The following is a 24,151-nucleotide window of genomic DNA, read 5'->3' as shown; positions in this document are numbered from 1 at the left end:
CTCTGCCTGCTCCATGGGCAATAGCTCTTTTTCAGCACCATCGAAAACAAACGGCCGCACCAAGGAAGGTGAAATCATGCTGTTTACAATGGGTATTTCTGGCGGAACGTTTGTAAAGTTTTTTTCGCAAAATCCTGAGTTCAATCTTCGAAAGCACGATTTTTTCAAAAAAACTGCACAATCCCAGATGATTCTCTCCAGCTTGTCTGCGGACAACATAGAGGCCCTGAAAACCTATCAGCGCTTGCAGCAAGTCACCGATGATCCACATCTAGCTGATCGCTTGGTGAAAGCTGGGCTGGTTTCAGCGCATCACATTGCTCAACAGTCAGAGGATGAGTTTGTCGAGAAACAGGCAACTCGTCTCGACATTGACCCCGCAACGGCTCGTCTGCTTCACCGTGCTGCGGTTCAAGCAAAGCTACGTGCCCAGCTGACAGCCTTTGCGCTGAAAGGGTCGGTGGGGTCTGCGTTTTACCGTGCAGGAGCGATGAATACTGCCGATGCTGATCTTGCCGCATTAATAGAAGCAATCCCGAGTTACCAGGACTTCTTCGGATCGCTGGACTACTGCAGTTGCGATCCTGATCAGTCAATCTTCAGTCCTTCGGCCTATATGGTCGACATGCTCCGTATCATTTATCAGTATATCGACAACAAGACTTACAATGCCGGCATTCCAAGTGGTTGGCATTTGAGTGAGCGGCGCCCGGATATTGAGAATATTCCCCTGACTCCGGAGATGACTCGCCAGCTTGTTCCCTATCTGCAAATCATCAACGAAGTCCTGGAAGCATCCATTGCCAGCTCTACCCATTGGAATGACGTGTTTAGGGCCTTGACCGATCAACCCTATCCATTCGTCTTGCCTTTCATTCTACCTCTAGCCCAGACCCGGATTTACTGCGCAACTCTTGGGCCTTCTTTACTAAACATCTACCAAACCTATCAGGCGCAAGTTTCAACTCCTGCGACATCTGAACTCCCCGGCCCACTAGCCATTGGTCGTGAGGCCCTTGGTCTGAGTCCCACGACCACGCAAATAGTCACAACCGCGTTGACCAGCGCTGAGGCGATAGGTCCTTACTACGGCATTGGTGACGGTCGTTTACTCAAGAGGCTGCTCAGCGGGACGGTTAGTGTCGCCAAAGATAAAAATACGGTAACCGGTGACGGCACCGATTTTACCAGTCAGGTGAAAGTGGGGGACTTCGTTCAGTTGGGGCCTCAACGTGCCCAGGTGCTCAGTGTCGATAGTGCGACTCGACTCACCACCGTCCAACTCTGGAATATAGATGCTGGCGCCTCGACCATGATGGACTTTCCCTCCACTGATCTTGGCTTCTCCCTGGTGTTCACCCAGCGTACCGGCCTCGACTTTGCACAACTGCAAGCATTGCTGAATCAACAGCTGTCGGCACAGGAGCAGGCGGCCGGACTAGCCACTTTATTGTTCATAAATAATGGGCTCGCGGCAGATAAGTGTCTTTCAGTGATGATTGATCGTTCCGATTCGTCAATGCCAGTATCCCGTATTGCCAATCTCGACCTGGCCGCATTGGACAGGCTCAATCGATTCATACGCCTGGCCAATGCAAGCACACTCCCCTACGCCGATCTGGACTGGTTGATACAGACCCTTGGCCAAGGCCGCATCGACGCTGATGCGGTATCCGCTGTAGGTAGGACAGTGGCTTTAGCACAACGCCTGGGTTGCTCTGTGGAAGAAACCCTCGGTTTGTTTCAACCGCTAAAGACAATAGGCATCGACGATCCGGGGCGCCCCCTCGATATGTTTGACCGATTGTTCAATAGCGCATCGATACTGGGCTCGACGGTAGGTGCGCTGCCTGCGTTCTCCGCCAAAGGAACCGTCTCGGTGCAGGGCACTACGGTGACCGGCACCAACACCGCCTTCAAGCAACAAATAGAAGTGGGTATGCGGGTGCGAGTCGCGGGAGAACTCAAAGTCGTCGCTACAGTTGTCAGTGATATAGCTCTGACCGTGACTGGCGCGTTCGCCCAGGCGGTAGAACAGGCGGTGATGGTGGTGATCCCGACCGCCAATACGCCTTCCGATGCACTCCCTGTTTATCACCCGATATACCCAGGCAACATCACCTATCAGGACATAGTCGCCGAGTGGGCTCCCGATGCCCCCGCCGCACCGAGCTCGCAACTGGCGGAGCTGCGCAGTCGGCTTCGTGCCGGCCTGAATGTCGTGGATGATGATCTGACCGCAATTGGGCAACGGGTTCTGGCATCGCTGAAACTGTCAGGTGACTTGACGGCGAATGCAGTACAGATCCCTCTCAGCGTACCGAACCTGTCTGTGCTTTACAGCTATGCAAAATTTGCGCGCCAGACCAAATTGACGGTTGGCGAATATCTGATTCTGCTCGACCTACTCGAGATCCCCGTAGTCGCTGATCTCGATAGCGCTATGGCTGTAGCAGACTGGGCAAGCTGGTTGAAAGAATCACGTCTGAATGTCTACGCGCTGGATTATTCGCTGCGTGGCACCGTCAGCAAGCACTACACCCCGATGTTCACCTTGGCGGCGCTGCCCAATATTCTCGCCGCGCTTTGGCAGACGGCACAGGACTGGCTGGTGCTGGGGCCAGGCTTTATCAGCCAGGATATTACTGGCGAACAGTCGCAGGTTTTCTTCGATCGGCTCAGTACACATCAGGCAGGCTTTCTTAGCGTGTATGGTGCCGTTTTAGAAAAGGTTGTGGACTTTACCAGCGTTGCTTTTGTCGATCCTCTTGATGTGGCGTCCTTTGTTTCCCCACGGATTGACGCACAGCAGTCCAAGGAAGCATTCGATGCACTGGTCAGCCACAACGTACTAAGCAGCACAGGGGTGTTAACGGTAAGTTTTACCGCTGCAACAGATTTATCGTTTCTATTTGCCTCGCAGCCAGACCGTCAATCGATGATTGCCCAGGTACAGGCACGTCTACTGTTGACCAAAGGTCGGATCGAGCATGTGGTTGCCGTGTTGCTGTCCTACGGCGGAGCTCCAAATATCGAGCACCCCAACCGTGGTGTACAGCGCTTCCAGTTGTCAGAACAACTGGGGGTTGTGCTGGGTTCTGATACGGGTACGCTCTTGGCCCTTGGCCCGGACATTGCCGCGACAGTAGGTCTGACAGACTATGTGGCTGCGTTCTTGCAACCACCGGTAGGTCAGCCCGGTCGATGGGTCTCTCCCTCGCCGGCAATATGTGACTTCATGGTGTTGATGTCTCGAGTCGTCACGCTGAATCAGCAACTGAGATTTAACGCCAGTGACATCACCTTTGTAATCGACTGCCCTGCGCCCTTCGGGATCGCCGCGTTGAATACGCTTACTTTGGATAATGTGCGGGCCATGTGGAATTACCAGCGCTTGCGCGAGGTCTGGGATGACACTAAAGAGCGCTTGCCTGAGTATTTTTCTCTGCCTGCCGGACAAGATTGCTTGGTCGATAAAAAGACCGAGGTCCTCTCAACGCTGAGCGGTTGGCCGGTAAGTCAGATCTGCCGATTGCGCTCAACGCTGTATGGCACCTCTGCGGACGACAGCACTGTGGCAGGGCTTGTCACAATGAAAGCCTGCTTCGACACGGCCACAAACCTTGGCCTGGATATTGACGGAACTCTGTCGCTGGCTCGGCTCAATATCCTGCCGGCACAGGTTGATACCTCCACGTGGACCAAGTACTCGGCAGCATCGACTTCGACGATTGGATCGCTCAAAGCGCGTTACGGCAACCAGGGTTGGGAGACTGTTTACCGTCCCGTCGAGAACGCGGTGAACGAAGCCAAGCGTGATGTGCTGACGCCTTACGCGATTTATACACTGAACCGCACATTTGCCACGATCAACAACATTGACGAGCTCTACGCCTACCTATTGATCGACACTCAAATGAGTGGATGTGCCGACATCTCTTACATCAAGCAAGCCCTTCTCTCGGTTCAGCTCTATATGCAACGCGCCAGAATGATGCTGGAACCAGGTATCTCAAAACTGAGCATTCCGGAGATCTGGTGGAGCTGGATCGGGTCATACCCGTTATGGGAAGCTAATCGCAAGGTTTTCCTCTACCCGGAGAACTACCTTGAGCCGCAGTTACGCCTGGACAAAACCCCACAGTTTCAGAACATTCAGGATAACCTCACAGCTAACGATATCACCCCGATAACGGTCAACGATGCCTATGTTGACTACTTTGAAACCTTCGAGTCACTTGCACAGCTGAAGCCCGTCGGCTCTTACTATGGCATTGCGCCGGACCCCTCATCCCAGGGCACGATGACGCCCATGCTGTACCTGCTGTCGCGCACGGCAACCGCGCCCTACACCTACTACCTGCAACGACGGATTGATACCACTGGATGGACCGCCTTTGAGAAAGTCGACCTGCTTATACCTTCGCCGATTGTTTCTCCGCTTTACGCCTATGACCGACTTTTTCTGTTTTGGGTAGAACAGGACACAACATCAGCCTCAATGGTGCAGGGAGGAAGCGCGAACAACTCCGCCGACACAGGGGCAACGCTGAAGTACAGCTTTATCAATTTCAGCGGCAAGTGGACCAGCCCACAAACGCTTGACCACTTTGTCATCAATTTCGCCCCCATGCAGGGGGGGTACAGCACACCACAGATCAACCCGGCCGACTTCAACGTCAACCGCCCGGAATGGAGGATCGCGACGCCCATGTTGATCAAGGGCAAAAACGACGCGCAAGACAGCATTATCGTCAACTATGGCTGGTTCTACGACCTGCCGGGCGGCACTCCCATTCCACCGGTTGCCCCTGATCCAAAGGTCATCACTAATCCCGATGCCATGGCCTTGGCCCAAACGCTGTATAACTCCAGCCAGTACGCCATAGCTGCCTCGAATCAAGGGACGAGCGGTGCTACCTATGCAAACCAGTCACGCCTGCTGCTCAATGGGCTCGATGTCTCACCGACCTATCCGGTTCTTGGCGCCTACAACCTCAACCCCACAGCCCCCAAACCCTACCTGCCACAGATTCCTCGAGCAGTTGTCGCGTCTGACCAAGTGCCGTTGATGCGGATGACCGACTTCGACAACGTCTTCCTGATCAATGCGGTCGGTCAGGGGGCCACCGATGTCTGGATACCTACAAAGAGCGTGGAGGTTTTGTTCAACGTCAGCGACCGGGCCGGATTCACCAGTCCGGTCATCAACCAGCCCTTATGGTTCTTGTGGGATAACGGAGACGAGTCATTTATCCTGCGCTCGACTGAACCGGGCATCAAGCGACTCGAGGAATATGTATCAGTCCACGCAGGCAGTGAAACGAACCAGACAACATTGATCTCTGGCAACTACACCGACTCCCCAGCTCCCTTCGAGAGCATTATCTGGTCAGTCGAGCGGTTGTCGACTGGCGCCATCGGTCGTCTGAGCCGGGCACTATTTTCCGGGGGTGTACCCAGGTTGCTCTCGCCATCCACCCAGGTCGAGCCCGCTACTCCAGCGTTCCCATTCAGTCGCTTCTACAACAAGGGGGCCCCCTCCCCCAACATCAAGCCGCCCCTGCTGCTTGATGGTGACGCCATCGACTACAAAGGACCGTATGGCCTTTACTTCTGGGAGATTTATCTCTACGGCCCTTGGATGATCGCAAGCCAATTGCAGGCCAACCAGCGCTTCGCCGAGGCCCGGCAGTGGTTTGAATACATCTTCAACCCAACCATACCGGTTGGTTCTGATCCGACGGTGAAAGATCAGAACAATCGATTCTGGCAACTGGTTGCTTTTCGCGACCTGTCGGTTGAGCACCTGAAAGACATCCTGACCGACCCATTGCAAATCCAGGCTTATAACAACCATCCCTTCGAACCTCACGTCATTGCTCGTCTTCGTGGAACGGCCTACCCGAAAGCGATTGTGATGCGGTATGTCGGTTTACTGCTCGACTGGGGTGATTTCGAGTACACCAAGGACACCTGGGAGTCAGTCAGCCAGGCGACGTTGCTCTACATCGTCGCCCGTGAACTGCTGGGGCCGCGTCCGATTGACGTCGGGAGTTGCGCGACTGAAGCACCGGCGACGTTCAAAGATATACAAACGAAGTACGGTACCGATATCCCGCAATTTTTGATTGACATGGAAAACGTCTCGGGGCTCTCCGAGGCAGTCGCCATACCATTGGATAGCAGCGATCGTTACGTCCCGTTCAATGATCTGGACTCTTACTTCTGCGTACCTGAAAACAGCGACCTGATCAAATATTGGGACATGGTCGAACAACGCCTGTTCAAGATCCGTCATTGCATGAATATTCATGGCGTCGTGCGTCAATTGGCCTTGTTTGAACCACCCATTGATCCGATGGCACTGGTTCGGGCCTCTGCGGCGGGAGCCGCGTCCAAAGTGGTTGATCAGCTACAGGCGGGCGCGCCCCCCTATCGTTTCACGACTATTTTCCGTATGGCCAAGGACTTCACCCAGCAACTCAGCCAAATTGGCAGCCTGCTGTTGGGCGCGCTGGAGAAGAACGATGCCGAAGCACTTGCACGATTGAGCGCCGGCCAACAGATCCAGATACTTAATCTCACGACCCGGTCGATGGACTTGCAGATTGCCGAGGCAAAAGAGCGCATTGCTGGGTTGCAGATCAGTAATCAGGCCGTTACTGCACGGCAGTCTTTCTACCAGGCGTTAATCGATGAGGGCTTGATCCCAGCCGAGCAACTGCAAGTAGCCATGGTCATTCTGTCAAACGTCCTGAGCACCACCAGTACCATCATGAATGGCTTGTCGTCCGGCGCGTTCCTGATACCCAACGCCGGCTCACCTTTTGCCATGACCTATGGTGGGCGAGAGATAGGTAACAGCTTGAAAGCTGCGGCTTCAATTTTTGAAGTGATGGCACAGATTTCCAAGGGTGTAGGCGATGTCAGCCAGATGGTCTCAGGCTTCGAGCGACGCGAACAGGAATGGCAACAGGCACTGACTCAAGCCAAGTACGATGTTCAGGTATTGGACAGCCAAATCGTCGCCTCCAACTTGCAACTGCAAACCCTGCAGCAACAGCTGGCGACGCATCGCCAAACCTTGACGAATGCCGCTGAAGTGGATGACTTCCTGCGTAAGAAATTCACCAATGTAGAGCTGTACCAATGGATGGTTGCACGGTTGAGCACCGTCTACGGGCAAGCTTACCGAATGGCCTTGGAGCTGGCAGTTTCCGCGCAGCAGGCTTACCAGTTCGAGATCAACTCGACCGACCGTTTCATCACGTTCGACTATTGGGACGGGCTGCATAAAGGCCTGCTGGCCGGTGAACAGCTGATGATCAGTCTGAGCCAGATGGAGGCCGCTTATTATCGCAACAACACTCGCAGTTTCGAGATTGAAAAAACCATCTCCTTACTGGCCCTGGACCCGGAAGCATTTGTTCGCTTTCAAAATACCGGGGTATGCGATGTCCTGCTCAGCGAGTACTTGTTTGATCTCGACTATCCGGGCCACTACGCCAGGCAAGTCAAGTCGATTTCCATCACCATTCCAGCGATTCTGGGGCCGAATCAGAACATCAAGGCCACGCTGACCCAGACCGGCAGCCAGATTCTGATCAAGCCCGATATAGATGGTGTCGACTACCTGTTGGGCCTCAGCTCTCAAACCCCTGATACCAGCGTACTCCGGGCAAACTGGAGGGCCAGCCAGAAGGTGGTCCTTTCAAGCGGTATTGACGATGCCGGTATGTTCCAGCTGGATCTCAACGATGCTCGCTACTTGCCATTTGAAGGTACAGGCGCCATAGGCGCTTACCGACTGGAAATGCCCAAAGAGAGTAACCGACTCGACTATACCAGCCTGACCGATGTGGTAATCAGGCTGCGCTACACCGCACTGGACGGTGGCACACCCTTTGCGAATGAGGTCCGCAGCAAGATCAATAACATTCCATATCGCGCCCAGCGCGCTTTCAATCTTGCCGCCAATTTCCCCACTCAATGGTTCGGTTTTACGCATCCCCCCAGAGACGCCACGCAACAAGCCTTTACCGTAGTCATGGCTCGTGGATGGTTCCCGGCCAACCTAGGCCTCAACCAGGTGGTAGGGATCGACGCCCTGCTACAACTGCCCGATGACATCACGCTGGGAGGCAATCTTGTAACCTCTCTTGAAATAGGTGCCGGGGCCAACGCTAACAAGGTCCCTCTGACCTTCAATGCAGCCAATGGTGTCGCGACGGCTACCGGCCTTAGCATCACCGATTGGGTCGATCAGCCCTGGTCGCTGATCGTCACCAAAAGCGGTGTGCCATCTGGCATCGCCGCCACCGAGACAGGGTGGATTGACCCGACCAAGTTGATCTCTATCGGCCTGCTGGTGAGTTACATCGCCAACCGGCCTTAGGCAGCACCCGGCGCTTATGACAAGGAGAAACACCATGACGGATATGTGCAAAGCTCAACATTGTGGCAGCGTGTCAACGCAAATCAATAACACGTGCAAAGCCAATGGATGGCCCGTTAACCATCTGGTTCTGGTCTGCGATGCAATAACGGGAACATGCTGTAATTGCACCTGTTCCTGCCTGGCCTTCGACACCCCGGTGCGCCAGTCGACCACGCAGACTAAAGCCATCCAGACCTTTGTGGTCGGTGATTCTGTACTTGCGTACGACCCCAACGGTCAGTCTCAAGTACGTGACGTCGCCTTTTCCAACGGGACAACTGTGACCAGTGTCCAGCCGGAAATGGCTTATGTTTCATTCCTTCTTGGCGCAGAAGAAATCACTGTCACCGTCACCATGAATCACACATTTCTGGGCGCGGACCGCAAACTGATCCAGGCGCAGATGCTAAGGCCAGGCTATAAGGTGCTCTTAGCCAACGGCGCACCCACTGAAATCACCAAGTTGGAAGTCAAAAGTTACACGGGTGGCGTGTGGAATATCTCGACGTCCATCGGGCAACCTATCAACTTGGACGGGCACCTGATCGACACGGACGGTATCCTGTCTGGCGACTTTTCCGTGCAGTTGTACTACGACGAGTTAGCTGACCAAGGCTTGGCGGTTCATCGAGGCACCGAGCCCGCTGTAACAACCCGAGCCCATGACGCGGCAATCAATGCTCACGCTGCCAACCTCAAGAGCACGGCTCTTTCAGCGCGTCCGACGCAAGCCGTGGATGCGTTCCTGGCTAATGCCGGAAAAAGCGCAGCAACCTTATTGCGCAGCTCAGGCGCGGGCACCGGCGGAATTACCCTGCAGGGCGACCATGGGTTTACCTTGGAAATTCCGCAGCATGCCATAGATTTGGGATTCCTGACCCGGATACAGGCCGAGGAAGCGCAACACTCCCAGCAGGCTTATTCGGTACGTGACCCGCAGCGAGCAGGTTATTGTTTGTGGCTGTTCAAGCTCTTCCATTCCATCTACCCGGACACCCACTTCATCCTGGATGCGGCGAGTCGCGGGGCCAATGCTTTTTCGCTGAAACTGGGCAAAGAAAAGTACGTCCTGGTGCAAGGCGGCCTGGTACGTGCCGAAGCACTGGAGTGGCAAGGGTTGGCCTTGGTGTTGGGGTATCTGGTCAGCCGTTTCTCGGATACGCAACCGGTAGGGCCTACAGGTTTGCTCTGCAAATCAGTCGCAGACTATCTGGCGCCCTCTGTCCTGCAAAGCGTATTCAATCCGCTTTATCCGTCTGTCATCTTTGCTGCAATAAGCCAGGTAGAGGCATTCTTCAGCCATATCCCGACCAAGGCAGATCATCCAGAAACCGGCTGCCATGCGACGGACTTGGATTGCCGCATTGAAACCTACCGCCGGGCGGTTTCTTTTGAACCCTCCCCTCCCTGCGCCGGTGGTCCTCAACCCGCCACGCTCAAGTTGCTCTACGCCGTTCCAGGGGCCGACATAAAGGCGCCTGTCGCGCTGACTTTCAGTGACCCTCTGGACCAAGCCTCGGCACAAGACGTCGCCAACTACTTCCTTCACCCGGCGGCCAAAGTACTGAGTGTGGTGAGCCCCCCAGGCATACCGAATACCATCAACCTGATTGCCGACCTGAAGCCGGGGGTGACGTACAAGATAACGGTCTCTGACCTGCTCTCCGCGGATGGCAATGCCTTGAATCCACAATATGTCCGGGCAGCCTTTCAGTCTCCTTCCAGCTGACGCTATCGACCCAGAACCAAAGGGGTATCCATTCGGGTGGATACCCCTGGTTAGAGGCAGCTCATATACCTCGGCAAAAAGGTCTTCAATATGACAATCAGCGACAATCAAGCAATGCCTCCTGACTTCCAGGCGTTTACCAGCCTCGACGACGGCTGTTTACAGACCGGTCATTATCTCGGACTGGATGGACCGGTCAGCAGAGCGGTTTTCACCGCCATTATCGATAACCCAACGTACGCCACAGCGCTCTTTACGGCACGTATAGCGCCTGTCTTTCGTGACCATCTGCTGGCGCATCCACAACAGTCTCTGCAACCCGAAAACAGTAGTCACACAAGCGCTCGGTCGTCGAGTATCGAACTGAGTAACAGTGCGTTGCTGAAAAAAGCGGCACACTCTTTTGTGGCCTGGGGACGTGGAGGATTCAAGACCACCGACAACGATCTTTTCGAACAACGGCTTAGTGCCTGTGAGGCCTGCCCGCATCACACTGCGACGCCAGACAAGCTGGCCTATCGGGTGGGCGCAGCCCTGACGGGCGAGAGCAATCGTAAAATCTGCGAACTCTGTGGTTGCGTCACCGGGAAAAAGGCCCGGTTACGCGATGAGCAATGTCCAGGGGCGCACCCTGATCGCCCCGGCTACAGCCGTTGGGGAGATCCCCTTGCGCGTGTCAACACGCAGGGACGATGAAATGACATCTCTCGAGCCCGACACCACTGAAGACACTCCTGCTGTGCAGGAGCCGCGAATCAAACCATCGAGCGTTACCCTGCCAAAGGGCGGCGGTGCCATTCAAGGTCTCGGTGAAACGTTTTCGGCCAATGCATTTACAGGGGCCGCAACGCTGGTTCTTCCAATAGCTCTGACCGCTTGCAAGGGCAGCTCCCCTGCACTTTCGCTGCAGTACCAGTCGGCAGCAGGCAATGGCATCTTCGGATTAGGCTTTAATGTCGATATCCCGGCGATTGCCTGCCGTACATCCACCGGGCAACCCCTTTATGACGGTACCGACACTTATGTCCTACCTGATGGAACGCCGCTCGTTATAGACAGTTCGACCCCGTCCCGCGAGCAGGACGGCCTCATTATCAAGCGATATCTACCTTGCCATGAAGGTGGCTTTGCACTGATCGAGCAGTGGATCAACACGCTGACACAAAGCAGCTTCTGGAGAATCATCGACGCGAGCAACGTGCAGTCTCATTTCGGTCGAACGGCTGACGCACGTATCGCAGATCCTTCACAACCAGAGCATATTTTTTCCTGGTTGCTCGAAGATCGAATCACTGCTCATGGCGACGCAACGCTGTACACCTATCAGGCTGAAAATACCGCCAATATTGCCACTGCCATTTACGAACAGGGACGCGTACAGACGACCAATCGATACCCAGAGCGCATTCTTTACGGAAACGACACGCCGGTGTTTTCGATCGAAGATCTGGCTACCACCGAATGGCATTTCGAGGTCGTTTTCGATTACGGCCAATACACACTTGATCCATTGCCCCCACAGCCTTACTTACCACCGGCGCATGCCCAATGGACGGCACGGCAAGATCCGTTTTCGACCTACACGGCCGGCTTTGAGATCCGAACTCACCGGTTGTGCCAACACATACTCATGTTTCATCGCTTCAAGGAGCTGGGCGACGAGCCGGTGTTGGTTCGGCTGACTCGATTCACCTACGACCAGAATCCGGTCGCCTCGCGGCTGATCATGGTCGAGGCGGAGGGTTGTCAGTCCACAGTGCAGGATTACACCAGCCAAGCGCTACCTCCGCTGGAGTTTGGCTACACCCACTTCGCACCGCAAAGTGGCCGCTTCGAAGCATTGCGTCGGAGCGATGAGGTGCCAGCTCCGTTAGTTGGATCAGCACCTTGGTATCGATTTGTCGATCTACAAGGGCAAGGACTCCCCGGTATTTTGTTTCAGTCGCAAAGTACCGTCTTGTATATGGCCCCCCAAGGGCCTTGCAAGCACATCGATACGGATGACAACAGCGATGAAGTCATTCTCTATACCCCTCCTGTTGCGCCCGCGACCTTCCCGAGCCTGGGGCTCAACGGGAGTTCGACTCTGCTGGATATAACCGGTTGCGGTCGCCCGGCGTGGGTCGCCGTCAGTGCTGATGGTTCACGCTATGCCCAGGCCTTGGCAAACGGCGGATGGGCACCTTTCGAGGTGCTGCCTGCGGTCCCTCGCGATCTGCTGTCGCCCCATAGCCTGATGGCTGATCTCACCGGTGACGGACTGAACGATGTCGTGTACCTGGATGATCAATCAGTGCGTATCTATCCCTCGCTGGGTACTCAAGGCTACGGGCCGGCGCTCGTGCGCCCACGCGACGATGGGGTTCCGCTGACAACCCAAGATTCGTCTTGCGTGGTCTTGCAGATGACCGACATGTTTGGATCAGGCCGCGAGCATCTGGTACGCATTGCCAACGGCTCGGTGGAGGTATGGCCCAGTCTCGGGTTTGGACGTTTCGGCAGCAGGGTCCAGTTGGGTAACGCTCCGCAGTTCGGTGAGGACTTCTCCATCGAACGCCTGTTCCTTGCCGATATCGATGGCTCCGGAACGGTCGACTTGTTGTATGTCCACCCCGATCATATCGACCTGTACATGAACCACAGCGGTAATGCTTTTGCCGAGGCGATTGCAATACCTCTGCCAAACACCTGGGGGCCTGGCAGCAAGATCCAGTTCGCTGACGTGCGTGGTAACGGCAGCGCCGCACTGGTCTTCAGCGATGCCCATTTGCCGGGGCCGCTGGCTTATGACTTTGGCTCTCGCAGCAAACCCTACCTGTTGAATCGAGTAGATAACAACATGGGGGCGTCGACCCATATCTCCTACCAGCCTTCCACTACCTACGCGCTACGTGATCGGCGCGATGGACGCCCCTGGGTAACCGAGCTGCCCTTTCCGGTCCAGGTCGTGGACCGGATCGATGCCATAGACAGTGTCTCGCAGACAAGATTGGTATCAACCTACAATTATCGCCATGGTTACTATGACCCTATCGAGCGCCAGTTCTGTGGTTTCGGGCAGGTCGACCATACCGATACACAAAGCCGGGAAGAGTACCTGCGCAGTAGTTCCGGCACCGCAGAAATCCACACCCCTGCATCTCTGACCCGCACCTGGTACCACACCGGAGCCTGGATGGATGGCAGCCTATGTGACGCGTTTGTGAATGACTACTTCGCTGCTGACGCTTCCGCCCCCAGGGTTATGCCTGCCCGTTTCCAATGGCTAGGAGAGCCGAGTACAGAGTCCGTTCGTCAGGCTCATCTGGCACTCAAGGGTCTTCAGTTGCGACAGGAAATCTATGGTCTGGATTCGACGGATGCGCAGAGCACGCCTTATCATGTTGTGGAAAACGGCTATGACGTACGCCAAATCCAACGGCCACTCGATAAGCAGCATGCCGTCTTTTTCGCTTATCCACTGCAAACGCTGAGCCTGCACTACGAACGTAACCCGGCTGATCCGCGTATAACCCAGGACATGACCTTACAGGTCGACGACTACGGCAGTGTGCTGCGACGAGCCAGCATCGCCTATCCGCGTCGCGCCGACATCGCCACTCGATTACCGGAACAATCGCAATGTTTCGTCACGAGCAATACCAACCAGTACGTTGACCTGACAGGGAACGATGTGCGCTTGCTGGGGCAGCCGGTGGAATCATACAACTGGTTGCTAAGGGCGCCACCGCCCCCCTCTTCGGGCCAGACCTACACGGTCGAGGAGCTTGCCCACCTGATCGACACTGCCCTGGCGGATCCCGAGGCAGACTTGACCTTGTTCGGTCGGTACCGCAGCTATTACTGGAGCCCTGAAACAAAAACGGCGTTGCCGTTGGGGCAGACGAGCGCTCAGGGGTTGCTCTGTCAACAATGGACCGCATTGGCAACGCCAACTGATCTTCAAACTGCCTATGACGGTGTCCTGAGCGCGACCGACCTTACACAGCTTTTGGCACAGAACGGAAAATATATCGAGAACGATGGCCTATGGTGGAACCCTGGCCTGCTCCAGACCTTTCTGGACACAGATCACTACTATCTGCCCAGCAGCATCATCGATCCGTTTGGTGCGACACAGACCCTAGAATATGACCCCTATGACTTGGTGCTTGTGCGCAGTGAAGACGCTTTGGGTAACGTGATCAACGTTACCAGTATCGACTACCGAACGCTCGCCCCGTGGGAAATTACCGATCCCAACCAAACAGTATCGCAGACACTCTGCGATGCACTTGGTATGGTTTGCGCAACCTCGCTCAGAGGAATGCAAGGTAAACAACCCGTAGGTTTCAAATCACTCTCCCTTGATCGCAGGGAGCAGCCCTTCGACCTGGAGACGGCACTTTCGCAGCCACAAACCTACCTGCAAGGCGCTGCGACTTACACCGCTTACGATCTCTTCAGTTGGTGCGGGCGGATCACACCTCAGGCCTTGAGCGGGCTTGACGACACATCGTCCAACGTGTGGGAGTCCCTCGTTGGTCAACACTATATAAGCCGCAGTGGCGCCATGCTCAAGCGTTGGCGCGAACGCCCCCTTGGTGCGCCATTGCAATTGCCAGGTCTGTCGCCTCAAGTCGCATCAGCGGTTGGGGCACGACTAGCGATGGTGCCCAGCCAAGTCCCTGTCCACGCCACCACCCTGCAAGCTGAAACCTACGAGTTAACTGGTCGTGTCCAATACTCAATACAGTACAGCGATGGCTTCAATCGCCTTGTCCAGTGTCAGGCATTGGTCGATCCAGGGCCGAGCTGGCAAGTCAATGCCAATCACTCGGTCACCTCGACTCATAGCATCGAGCGCTGGGTCGTTTCGGGAGCGACGGTCTATGACAACAAGGGCAATCCCATCAGACAGTACGAGCCCGTCTACAGTGCAGGCCGAGGCTATATCAGTAATGAAGAGCTTTCTCGCTTCGGGGTCAGCCCACTGATTCGGTATGACCCGCTCAACCGTAAGATCCGCGTCGACACCCCCAAAGGTTTTTTTACAAAGACCCTGTTTTGCCCATGGTCCGAGCACTTGTTCGACACCAACGATACTGTGCTCGACTCTGATTATTACCGCACCCACATCGATGACCCGACACTCGATCCTCGGGAGCGCACAGCGCTGCAACAGGCCGCTGTTTTCTTCAACACCCCGACAGTACGCCAGTTCAATGCCTTGGGGCAGGCCATACGGGTGACCAAGCTGCTTGCACCCCAGGCCACGAACCAGCGTCTGGAAGACGCCGGGCTGACTATGTTCAACTACTTCGATATCCAAGGACAATTGCTGGACAGTGCAGACGACAGGATGCTTACACAGGGTTTAAAAAATATCAGGGTGATCTTTACCCTTGATGGACAGAAGATCAAAAGTACCTGTGTCGACAGCGGCACTCGTTGGGTTATCAATAATGTATCAGGCAAGCCGATCTGGGGCACCGATAGCCGGGGAGCAATCCAGACAAGTCGTTATGACCTCCTGGGGCGCTTGCTGGAAGTTCAAGTCATTGAGGCCCATGAGCCGGAACGCCGCACGGTACGCAAGATACAGTACGGCGAGTCAGTTCCCGATGCCCAGGGACTTAACTTACGGGGTCAGCCCTACACGCTGTTCGACAGTGCCGGGCTTGAAGTCAATCTGGCATATTCGATTCAAGGGCAATTGCTAAGTCAGACCCGGCAATTGGCAATCGACTTCTCTCGGGAAGCCGATTGGAAGCAACTGGATGACACGCAGAAATTCCAGACCGACTGGACCTACGATGCATTGAACCGGGTAGAAACCCAAGCGTTACGACGCCTCAATGATGTCTCGGCGGAGCGGGTAAGTTATACCTATGCAAGAACCGGCCTGGTGTCCCAAGTCAGTTTGACACCAGCAGATACCGGTATCGCCCAAGTGTATGTTGACAGCATCACCTATGACGCCAAGGGCCAGCGCCAACAGATCACTTATGCCAATGGCGTGACAACGCGCTATACCTACGAGCCCAGTACGTTCAGGCTCCAGGCGTTAGTTTCACAACATACCCTGGATAGTAGAACGCTCCAGGCGCTGAGTTATGTCTATGATCCTGTTGGCAACATCACCTCTATCGACGACGCGTCTCAACAGGTGGTGTTCAATGCCAACCAGCGAGTCGACCCGCAGTCCAACTACACCTATGACGCGACCTACAGACTGATCAGCGCTAGTGGTCGTGAACACCCTGGAGTGAGTGACGGCGGCAATGACTTTATCCCCCTCTCAGCGTTGAATGACGGCCGGGCCCTGCAAAACTACACTCGAACCTACAGCTATGATCTCTCCGGAAACCTTTTGCGCATACAGCATCAAGCCGCGATATCGACGAACAGGGCGGTGACGATATCGACAACCAGCAATCACGGTGTCGACGCAACTTTGACAACCGATCCCACCCGGGTCGATGAGTTCTTCGACGCCGCTGGCAATCAGATTCGATGGGCTGGGCTATCAGGCGCTCAGTGGTCTTATACCGATCGCCTCGCCAATATCACCCTGGTTACGCGCAGCAACGGTACCAACGACACCTCGTTCTACGTTTATGATGCCAATGGCGTCCGGCTGCGCAAGGTTACCCGTACGTTCGGCAGTGCCGGTGCGACCGAGATGCTGGACGATACTGTCTATATCAATGGCCTGGAGATTCGCCGGCGCTTGATCAATAACATACTAACCCAAGAGTACCGCACGATTCGCGTGATGGATGGTGAGCGCTGCCTGGCGCAGCGTCTGGTCTGGACTGTGGGGTCTCCAGGCGATGGCGTGGCTTCGCCACAGTTGCGCTACCAGTTGGAGAACTATCTGGGGTCGGCCGTGATGGAGCTGGACTCATCCGGCAAGATCATTACTTATGAAGAGTACTTTCCCTACGGAGGGACAAGTTTCATCGCCGGCGACAATGCAACGGATGTCCAACTGAAGCGTTATCGATATGCAGGCAAAGAGCGTGACGAAGTGACGGGGTTGTACTACTTCGGCGCACGTTACTACCAGCCGTCCATTGGGCGCTGGCTCAGTGCCGACCCATCCGGTCCGGATGATGGCTTGAATCTCTATTGTTATGTCGGTGACAACCCAATCATTTTTTCCGACCCTAACGGGATGCTACGAGTTTTGGTTGCTGGCGAAGGCAAAGATTTCAGCTACTCCACTGCGCTGGCGAAAAAATATCCGGACGCAACTATCATGGTCACACAATACGACATCACTCCCCGGCCAGAAAACGGGCCCGCGAACCTACACTACTACCCCAACCAATTGGATGTGACATCGCCCGATAGCTGGGCAGCTCTGGCCGACTGGGCCCAGGATAATGCCGATGGCGATCGCTTTGACACACTTGTATTCAACAACCCCCACGCGGGCTACGGATTGAGCAAGTTTCAAGTGATGGGTATCGATGCTGGCTTCAAGGAACTGCCGGCAAGCCCTTCGTACGAACACTCGCGCGCCTTGGGGCAGCAGGATGTTGCGGGGGCTACCCCGCAGATCACCGATATGTCCAGTCTTAAGACACTCGATCTCAGTGATGTTTTTGTACCGACAGGGGGCGTTAAATATATAGCCAGCAAAAGCGTGATGGGTATGAATGAAAGCATTCTTAATGGTTTCTTTAATCTGGGTCGCAGTGTCACCGAACCTACGGGAACACTGATTGCGTTCCTGCCGAATGGATCTCGGAATGAAAAGCTTGTGACAGACTTTAAAGGGGGTAAACGGCCGCCTGCAGGTGAGGGGACTTTCAGTGCCAAGCAATTCAGTGAGGACGCTGCGTACAACGACCACGCGCTGGGGGTGAACTACAACAGTAACCTGACGGCAACGCAGCCACACGCCTCTTGGGGGCCAAATTTTACGCCAGGACCACCGAAACTGGGCAGCATGAAATCTCATCAGTATAAGCGCAGTAACTCGCCCACGCCGGGGCTCAATCGAAGGCCCAGGGTCGACTCCAGCGTCTCCAGCCCACACTCAGGTTCAGAGAGAGCACGCAGCCCTGAAAGGCATTAATGGATAACGAAGTGTTCGCACTCGTTGGCCAGCCCTGCCGTTGCCCGAATGGCGCCAGCTCAGTGGCGCCATTCGTATCATTCGTTAATAGCGTCAGACCCGATTTATTTGGTCCTGGGAAGTGCTCGATTCCAACTTGGATACTCCCCAATATGACTATTCATACAAAGCTTGCGACCGATTCTGGTGGTGCGCGGTGTCATGATAAAACATACGTACAAACCCTAGCAGGGCGAGTGCAGGGTATGCGTCCGGGCATCACGCCTTGCGTGATTAAACCGGTTGCCACTTATGCGGCAGCAACCCATCGATTTCAGTCGCCCGCTGCGTCGGTAGGCGGCTCCTTGTCCAGCAAGTAACCCGCAGCACGCAAGTCTCTGTCATGGTTGCTGATCAGGTCAGCCCAGATGGCGTTTTCAGGGCGCATTCACTTGCGTATTCCACTAGGATCCGAAAAACCATTGCAAGAGACGTAGACCATTCTTGGAGCATAGTCTTGACCGGGAATGGAGAACTGCCATTGTGGCCCTCCCTGCCCTACACCAAACTGAACCGTTCGCTCCTCTCAGGTCATAGCGGTGCGTTGGGCGCTGTGTATGCGCGCCCTCAACTGCTAGTGCAGCGCCGGGAGGCGGTTCAATAATGGGCGAACTACCTAGACCAGTTGCGGCAAAACAGTGAGCACCTCAAGCACAACGCGCGTGAAGCTAAGCTTTCAATGGGGCGCCTGGCAATTCCGGAAGTGCTTCATCGCTATTTCCGAGGCCGTGCGACTGGGCTACGCCACTAACGATGAGTTGATCAACGCCCTACCTTAATTTACGGTCAACCGCCTCGTCCTGGGTTTGGACAAACTGCTCGCAGCAGAGATGTCCCACATCAACATGGGTACGCTTTCCATCGATGATGACATCCGCATCGTCGAGGCACTCGCGGCTGGCCAGGTGCTTGAGTTGCCACTAAACATCGAACAGCTGGAACGAAACGATCCACTGATGAGGAAGATTCTGATGGGCATTGGCGTACGTAACCCATCGGGTGCCTTGGCGCTCTTGAAGCCTAAAGTCGAGGGGGTTTGAGATGACATCTAAAGAGCACTTCAACGAGAGCGACCTAAGCACGTCCCCCTCAGGGGAATGATGTCGGGCGTTAATGGTCACTTAGCCGGAGCTGGGTTGGGTATCGGTGTTGGGCTGTCGGTAGCAAATAGTACCAAGACTGACCGAAGGATGATCCAGTTGGGACAGACGGCCAACATGTCGCCGGCTCAAAATGAAGATATGCGCAAAGAGATATTCCGAGTATCAAAGTCGTATGGCAATGATCCCGACTCTATTCTGGGCGGTGCAGAAGCCTTGTTGGCTGGTGGTCTCAGTCCAAAGGCCGCGAAGTCTAGTATTGATGCTATCGGCCAGGCAAGCGCCCTGCGCAACGCCGATCCGACTATTCTCGCGGGCGCTGGTATGGCGGCAAAGGAGGCCTGCGGACTCCACGGCCATCCGGCCACCCTTAAAGCAGGCAGCAACGCAGGATTAATTCACTACCATCGACCTCTTTTATCGAAGCAGAGAGGTCGTCGTGGAGCGGTTATCCATGCGTAAGATTCGAGAAGTGCTACGTCTCAAATTCGAGGTCGGCCTATCTGCCCGGCAGGTCGCTGTCAGCTTGCAAGTGGGTCGAGCCAGCGTCGGTGAGTATCTCAATCGCTTTGCTGCCAGCGGCCTGACTTGGCCGTCTTCGCTAACGGACGCCGAGTTGCAACAGCGGCTTTTTCCACCGCCGCCCACCGTTCCCAGCGATCAGCGTCCAATGCCCGACTGGGCCAGGGTTCACGCCGAGTTGCGCCGCCCCACGGTGCCAAAAACTCCGCGAAATCCCGCGTTTCTAAGGCAGACACCCTGTGCCAAACATCCTGCAAGGCGGTGCCAAATCCGACGCCTCCTTACATATCTGCAACCGACTCTCGCGGGCCGGCGCTGACAATCTTGAGGAGAAAAACGGGATGCCCCCCGCAAAAGTCCCTACGCATGAAAAAGCCCAACCTTTTCAGATTGGGCTAAGTCATTGAATAATATGGTCGGGACGGAGTGATTCGAACACTCGACCCCTAGCACCCCATCTCCTTTCTCATACTTTTTGAAAGCTTCCAAAATTTTACTCTGGATTTTTCTAAGCTAGTATTTACTTGAGCTCCAGCGGTGTTCTGCTCTACGAGAGTCCAGTAACGTCCACCAAGAGCCGACGTTTTTGTGGGGGTAAAAGTAGGGGGAACCCATTTTATGGCCAAAATCACCATCAAAGAACTCGAGTCGCTGACCGCCAATGATGCCGGCCGAATCCTCAGGGAGGACGGCAATCTGGCCGGTCGAATTTCCCTGCGTAAAGACGGCGTGTCGGTCAGTTTTTTCTATCGCTATCGGTGGGGCGACCAGAACAAAGAGTACGCCTGCGGGTCCTGGCCGCGCAAATCCCTGACGGACATCCGTAAAGCACGTAACCAGGCCCGTGCGCTCATCGATGAGCAGATCAATCCCAACGAACACAAGAAAACCGCTAAGGCACAGGCGCACGCCGTGGCTAACGTAGAGGCCGAACAGGAAAAGACGCGCAAGGTGCAAACACTGACCGTCCAGGATCTGGCCAAGGCGTGGCTGTTGGATGGTGTTGCACGCAAAGACGGTAACGCCGAGTTGCAACGACGCTTTAACAAGGACCTATACCCGGCACTCGGCAAGACAGCGGTGAACAATGTTTCCGAACACGATGTTCGAGCGCTGATCCGCACCGTGCTCAACCGCGGCGCTTACCGGCAAGCGATCAGCTTCTTCGCCGACCTTACCCAGATGTTTAGCTGGGCCAGAAAGCGCCAACCTTGGCGGACCTTATTGATCGAGGGTGATCCAACTGAGCTGGTCGACATCTCCCCCTTGATCCCTGCCGACTACGAACCGGAAAGAAGCCGCATCCTTTCGCCGGCTGAGCTGTTGGAACTGCACAACCGCTTCCAGCAAATGACCGCCGATTACAACGCTCTCCCCGCAGGCCAAAAATACGACGGCATTCGACCACTGAAGAAGGAAACCCAACTCGCGCTTTGGATCAGCCTGGGCACCCTGTGCCGGATTGGCGAGTTGCTCCAGGCCGAATGGAAAAATGTCGATCTGGACCAGCAGACGTGGTTCCTCCCCAGTGAAAACGTCAAAGGCACTCGCGGCAAGAAACAGGACCACCATGTATTCCTCTCCCCCTTCGCCCTGCATTTCTTTCAGGAACTGAAGACCCTAACGGGACATTCCCAATGGTGCTTCCCGAACAAGCTGGATGATGGGCATGTGGACGTAAAAGTGGTGAGTAAACAGGTCGGCGATCGCCAGGCGCGGTTCAAAAACCGCAAGGCCCTCTCCAGGCGGCGTCATGACGATACGCTGGTCCTTGCCAACGGCCAGAACGGTGACTGGACACCGCATGACCTGCGCCGAACGGGAGCGACCATGATGCAGGCCTTGAGTGTCAGCCTGGACGTCATCGATCGCTGTCAAAACCATGTGCTGGCCGGCTCTCGGGTGAGACGCCACTACCTGCATCACGACTATGCCGAAGAGAAGAAACGCGCCTGGAATCTGTTGGGCGATCGACTCAGCGCCGTATTGTCCTCAACCTACGAGCACCCAGCGATCGAGTCGATGATGTCCTTTCCAGACTACGCAGCCGCAGAGACTCTGCCGTCCTCATAAGTCGAATTCTTATAACGCTGAACTCCTTGTAGTTATGTATATATCGCTGAGAGCTCGGTTCGGGTCGATTCCGACCCGACATGACACGCAGCAATCGGCCAATAGCGGTATAGCTGGTTCTGTTATTTTCCCGCTGACAGATCGTCGGAGAGCTTACTTGCACGTCAGTTATGTGAAACAGAGGTATGCTATTAAACAACTAACACTAATCGCGTATACGGCCCTTCCGCCATAGGCAGAGCACTACCAGAAACCCGCCCATCGACATCAGTGCTGCACAGAGAAATATCGCAGCAAAACCAAAACCTGACGCAACCAGGCCCATCACCGGACCGGCCATCCCCACTGCAATATCGAAGAATAATGAAAGGGCACTGAGCGCCGAGTTACGGTTCACGGCCGGAGTGCTGGCCAATGTCTCCACCCCAAGCCCCGGGTAGACCCATGACACCCCTATGCCGGTCAGCGCGCCGCCGGCAATTGCCAGCGCAGGCGAAGGCGCGAGCCATATCAGCAGCATGCCCAACGTCTGCACAAGCAGGCAGCCGCCCACCACTTTGTACCCTCTGAATCGCTGCAGTATTCCCGGCGACGACAATCGGGCAACGATGAAGCCTGCGCCGAAACCACTTAAGCAATAAGCGGCGTGGTCCCAGCCGAGACTATCGAAATACAGTGCGACGAAGGCCGTAAGCCCGCCAAATCCTACCGAGCTGCAAACCAGGACCAGGCCGTTGGGCATGACCGCGAACAGGACTCGATAAAAAGCCAGCCGGGCGCCTGCAACCAATGGCGCTGGGCGCTTGCCCAGAGCCAAAAGCAGGAACGCCAAGCCAAGCAACACGGTGCACAGTCCCACACTGGCGATACCCATCGAATTGCGCAGCAGCACACCCAGTGGCGCGCCAACAGCCGTGCCGCCGTAAGCCGCTATTCCGTTCCACGACATGACCTGTGCCGCCCGAGGGGCACCACATAACCCGATGGCCCAGGTGCAGCAGGGCGTGGAGATCATGGCCGTGGACGCCCCCAACACCAGCCTCCCCAGCAGTAATAGCGTCAGGGTCAACCAGGGTTGGGTGGGCAGGATAATGGCGAGCGCCGTCAGGGCGCCGCTCAACATCAAGCCACTGAACCCGCACACAACCGCGTATTTGGCACCCAGGCGATCAGCCACGCCACCGGCCAAGGGGCGGGCCAGGAGCGTCGCCAGGTACTGCGAGCTGATCACCACACCCGCGAAAACCGAGGTCAGGCCCAGGTCATTGAGGACGTAGCCCGGCAACACCGCGAGCGGCAAGCCACTGCACACGTACGAGACAAAGTTGAATACGATGATGGACAGGATCAACCCGTTGCGTTGATTTGCCGTGCCGTCGCTCCGGCTTAAAACACCGATATTGCCCATCACTCATGCCGCTCTATACCCCGTACGACATCCGCCAGCAGCTGGGGGTGTGATACGAACGGCTCGTGCGCCGTATCGATTTCGATCACCACGCCAGCACCGGCACGTTGCGCAAAACGGCGCTGCCAGTCGATGGGCAAAATGTTGTCGCGCAGGGTGATGATGTAAGTCGCCGGGATCGATCCTTGATACCCCTCACGACTGATGGAGTCTGTCGCCACACAGAGTGGCGTCGTGTCCTGACTCACTTCGCTTAACAACCAACTCAGGGTTTGCTCACTCAAGTCCTGACCGAACATGGCCACGGCCAGCGCTTGAGGAGTTGTTTGCACTGGGTCCAGCGGCCAACCGACATGTTCCGGGCTTTCGCCATGCAGCGTAGTGCCAAGCAACTCCAGAATCGATTGGCCTTCACTGGGCAATGCGCAGGCCAGGTAAACCAGCTGCGAATATAGTTGCGGAGCGGCCACCACCATCATTGGCAGCACGCCCCCCCGCGATGGAATGCCCAAGCAACACGGCCTGGTTCACGCCGAGTGCATGCAGGTCTTCATTAAGTTCGTTGACCACGTCGTCTAGCCGCAGGGACGCAACATCCCGACCGCGCTTCTTGCCGCACCCTGGCATATCCAGAGTGATCACGCGGTCGAAGCATCCGGGTTGCTGGTTTAACGCTTCCACAAAGTGTTCCCAACACCAGGACCCATGGTTTCCGCCATGCAGCAATACCAAATCAGTCATGCGTACGCTCCTGACAGTGGGTTCCTGTTGT

General features: G+C 55.5%; 10 protein-coding genes and 1 pseudogene. 8 read left to right on the top strand and 3 right to left on the bottom strand.

All coding sequences use genetic code 11. The features are described from left to right. Positions 1 to 76: 76 nt before the first annotated feature. The 8 genes and pseudogenes from BLL38_RS04020 to BLL38_RS03985 all read left to right on the top strand — a co-directional run bounded on the left by BLL38_RS04020 (position 77) and on the right by BLL38_RS03985 (position 21,971). Positions 77 to 8,398 (top strand): Tc toxin subunit A-related protein, encoded by an 8,322-nt coding sequence (locus tag BLL38_RS04020; protein WP_076961365.1) that lies wholly within the window; start codon positions 77 to 79, stop codon positions 8,396 to 8,398. Positions 8,399 to 8,432: 34 nt separating this feature from the next. Then, positions 8,433 to 10,169, top strand: a complete 1,737-nt coding sequence (locus BLL38_RS04015; protein WP_076961364.1) for an Ig-like domain-containing domain — start codon at positions 8,433 to 8,435, stop codon at positions 10,167 to 10,169. Positions 10,170 to 10,259: 90 nt separating this feature from the next. Continuing rightward, the gene (locus BLL38_RS04010; protein WP_232243861.1) at positions 10,260 to 10,865 is read left to right on the top strand and encodes a hypothetical protein; all 606 of its coding nucleotides are present in this window, start codon (positions 10,260 to 10,262) and stop codon (positions 10,863 to 10,865) included. 1 nt (position 10,866) lies between these two features. Beyond that, the gene (locus BLL38_RS04005) at positions 10,867 to 18,237 is read left to right on the top strand and encodes a SpvB/TcaC N-terminal domain-containing protein (RefSeq protein WP_076961363.1); all 7,371 of its coding nucleotides are present in this window, start codon (positions 10,867 to 10,869) and stop codon (positions 18,235 to 18,237) included. A gap of 845 nt (positions 18,238 to 19,082) precedes the next feature. Further along, entirely contained in the window at positions 19,083 to 19,316 is a 234-nt protein-coding gene (locus tag BLL38_RS31080) for a hypothetical protein (RefSeq protein WP_169897336.1), read from the top strand. A gap of 150 nt (positions 19,317 to 19,466) precedes the next feature. Further along, on the top strand, positions 19,467 to 19,838 hold the full coding sequence (locus BLL38_RS03995) for a hypothetical protein (protein ID WP_076961362.1): 372 nt from the start codon (positions 19,467 to 19,469) through the stop codon (positions 19,836 to 19,838). Further along, positions 19,831 to 20,094: pseudogene (locus tag BLL38_RS03990) on the top strand (IS21 family transposase); the annotation flags it as partial. The gene BLL38_RS03995 and the pseudogene BLL38_RS03990, both read left to right, overlap by 8 nt. 422 nt (positions 20,095 to 20,516) lie before the next feature. Continuing rightward, positions 20,517 to 21,971 carry a tyrosine-type recombinase/integrase gene (locus BLL38_RS03985; RefSeq protein ID WP_020300765.1) on the top strand — a complete coding sequence of 485 codons (1,455 nt, stop codon included), beginning with the start codon at positions 20,517 to 20,519 and terminating at the stop codon, positions 21,969 to 21,971. Between the two features lie 205 nt (positions 21,972 to 22,176). Here BLL38_RS03985 and BLL38_RS03980 read toward each other — a convergent pair whose 3' ends face one another. The 3 genes from BLL38_RS03980 to BLL38_RS31785 are packed head-to-tail and all read right to left on the bottom strand — an operon-like array spanning position 22,177 to position 24,120. Further along, positions 22,177 to 23,379, bottom strand: coding sequence for an MFS transporter (locus tag BLL38_RS03980; RefSeq protein ID WP_020300766.1), 1,203 nt, complete (start codon positions 23,377 to 23,379; stop codon positions 22,177 to 22,179). Further along, positions 23,379 to 23,858, bottom strand: a complete 480-nt coding sequence (locus BLL38_RS31790; RefSeq protein WP_020300767.1) for an alpha/beta hydrolase — start codon at positions 23,856 to 23,858, stop codon at positions 23,379 to 23,381. Before BLL38_RS31790 ends, BLL38_RS03980 begins: the two co-directional genes overlap by 1 nt. Beyond that, a complete protein-coding gene (locus BLL38_RS31785; RefSeq protein ID WP_228022213.1) occupies positions 23,791 to 24,120 on the bottom strand; it encodes an alpha/beta fold hydrolase in 330 nt (109 codons plus the stop codon). Before BLL38_RS31785 ends, BLL38_RS31790 begins: the two co-directional genes overlap by 68 nt. Positions 24,121 to 24,151 lie beyond the last annotated feature (31 nt).

This window comes from Pseudomonas gessardii (assembly GCF_001983165.1).
Lineage (GTDB): Bacteria > Pseudomonadota > Gammaproteobacteria > Pseudomonadales > Pseudomonadaceae > Aquipseudomonas > Aquipseudomonas gessardii.
The sequence above is the reverse complement of the archived record's forward strand: the minus strand, read 5'-3'. Positions and strand labels throughout refer to the sequence as shown.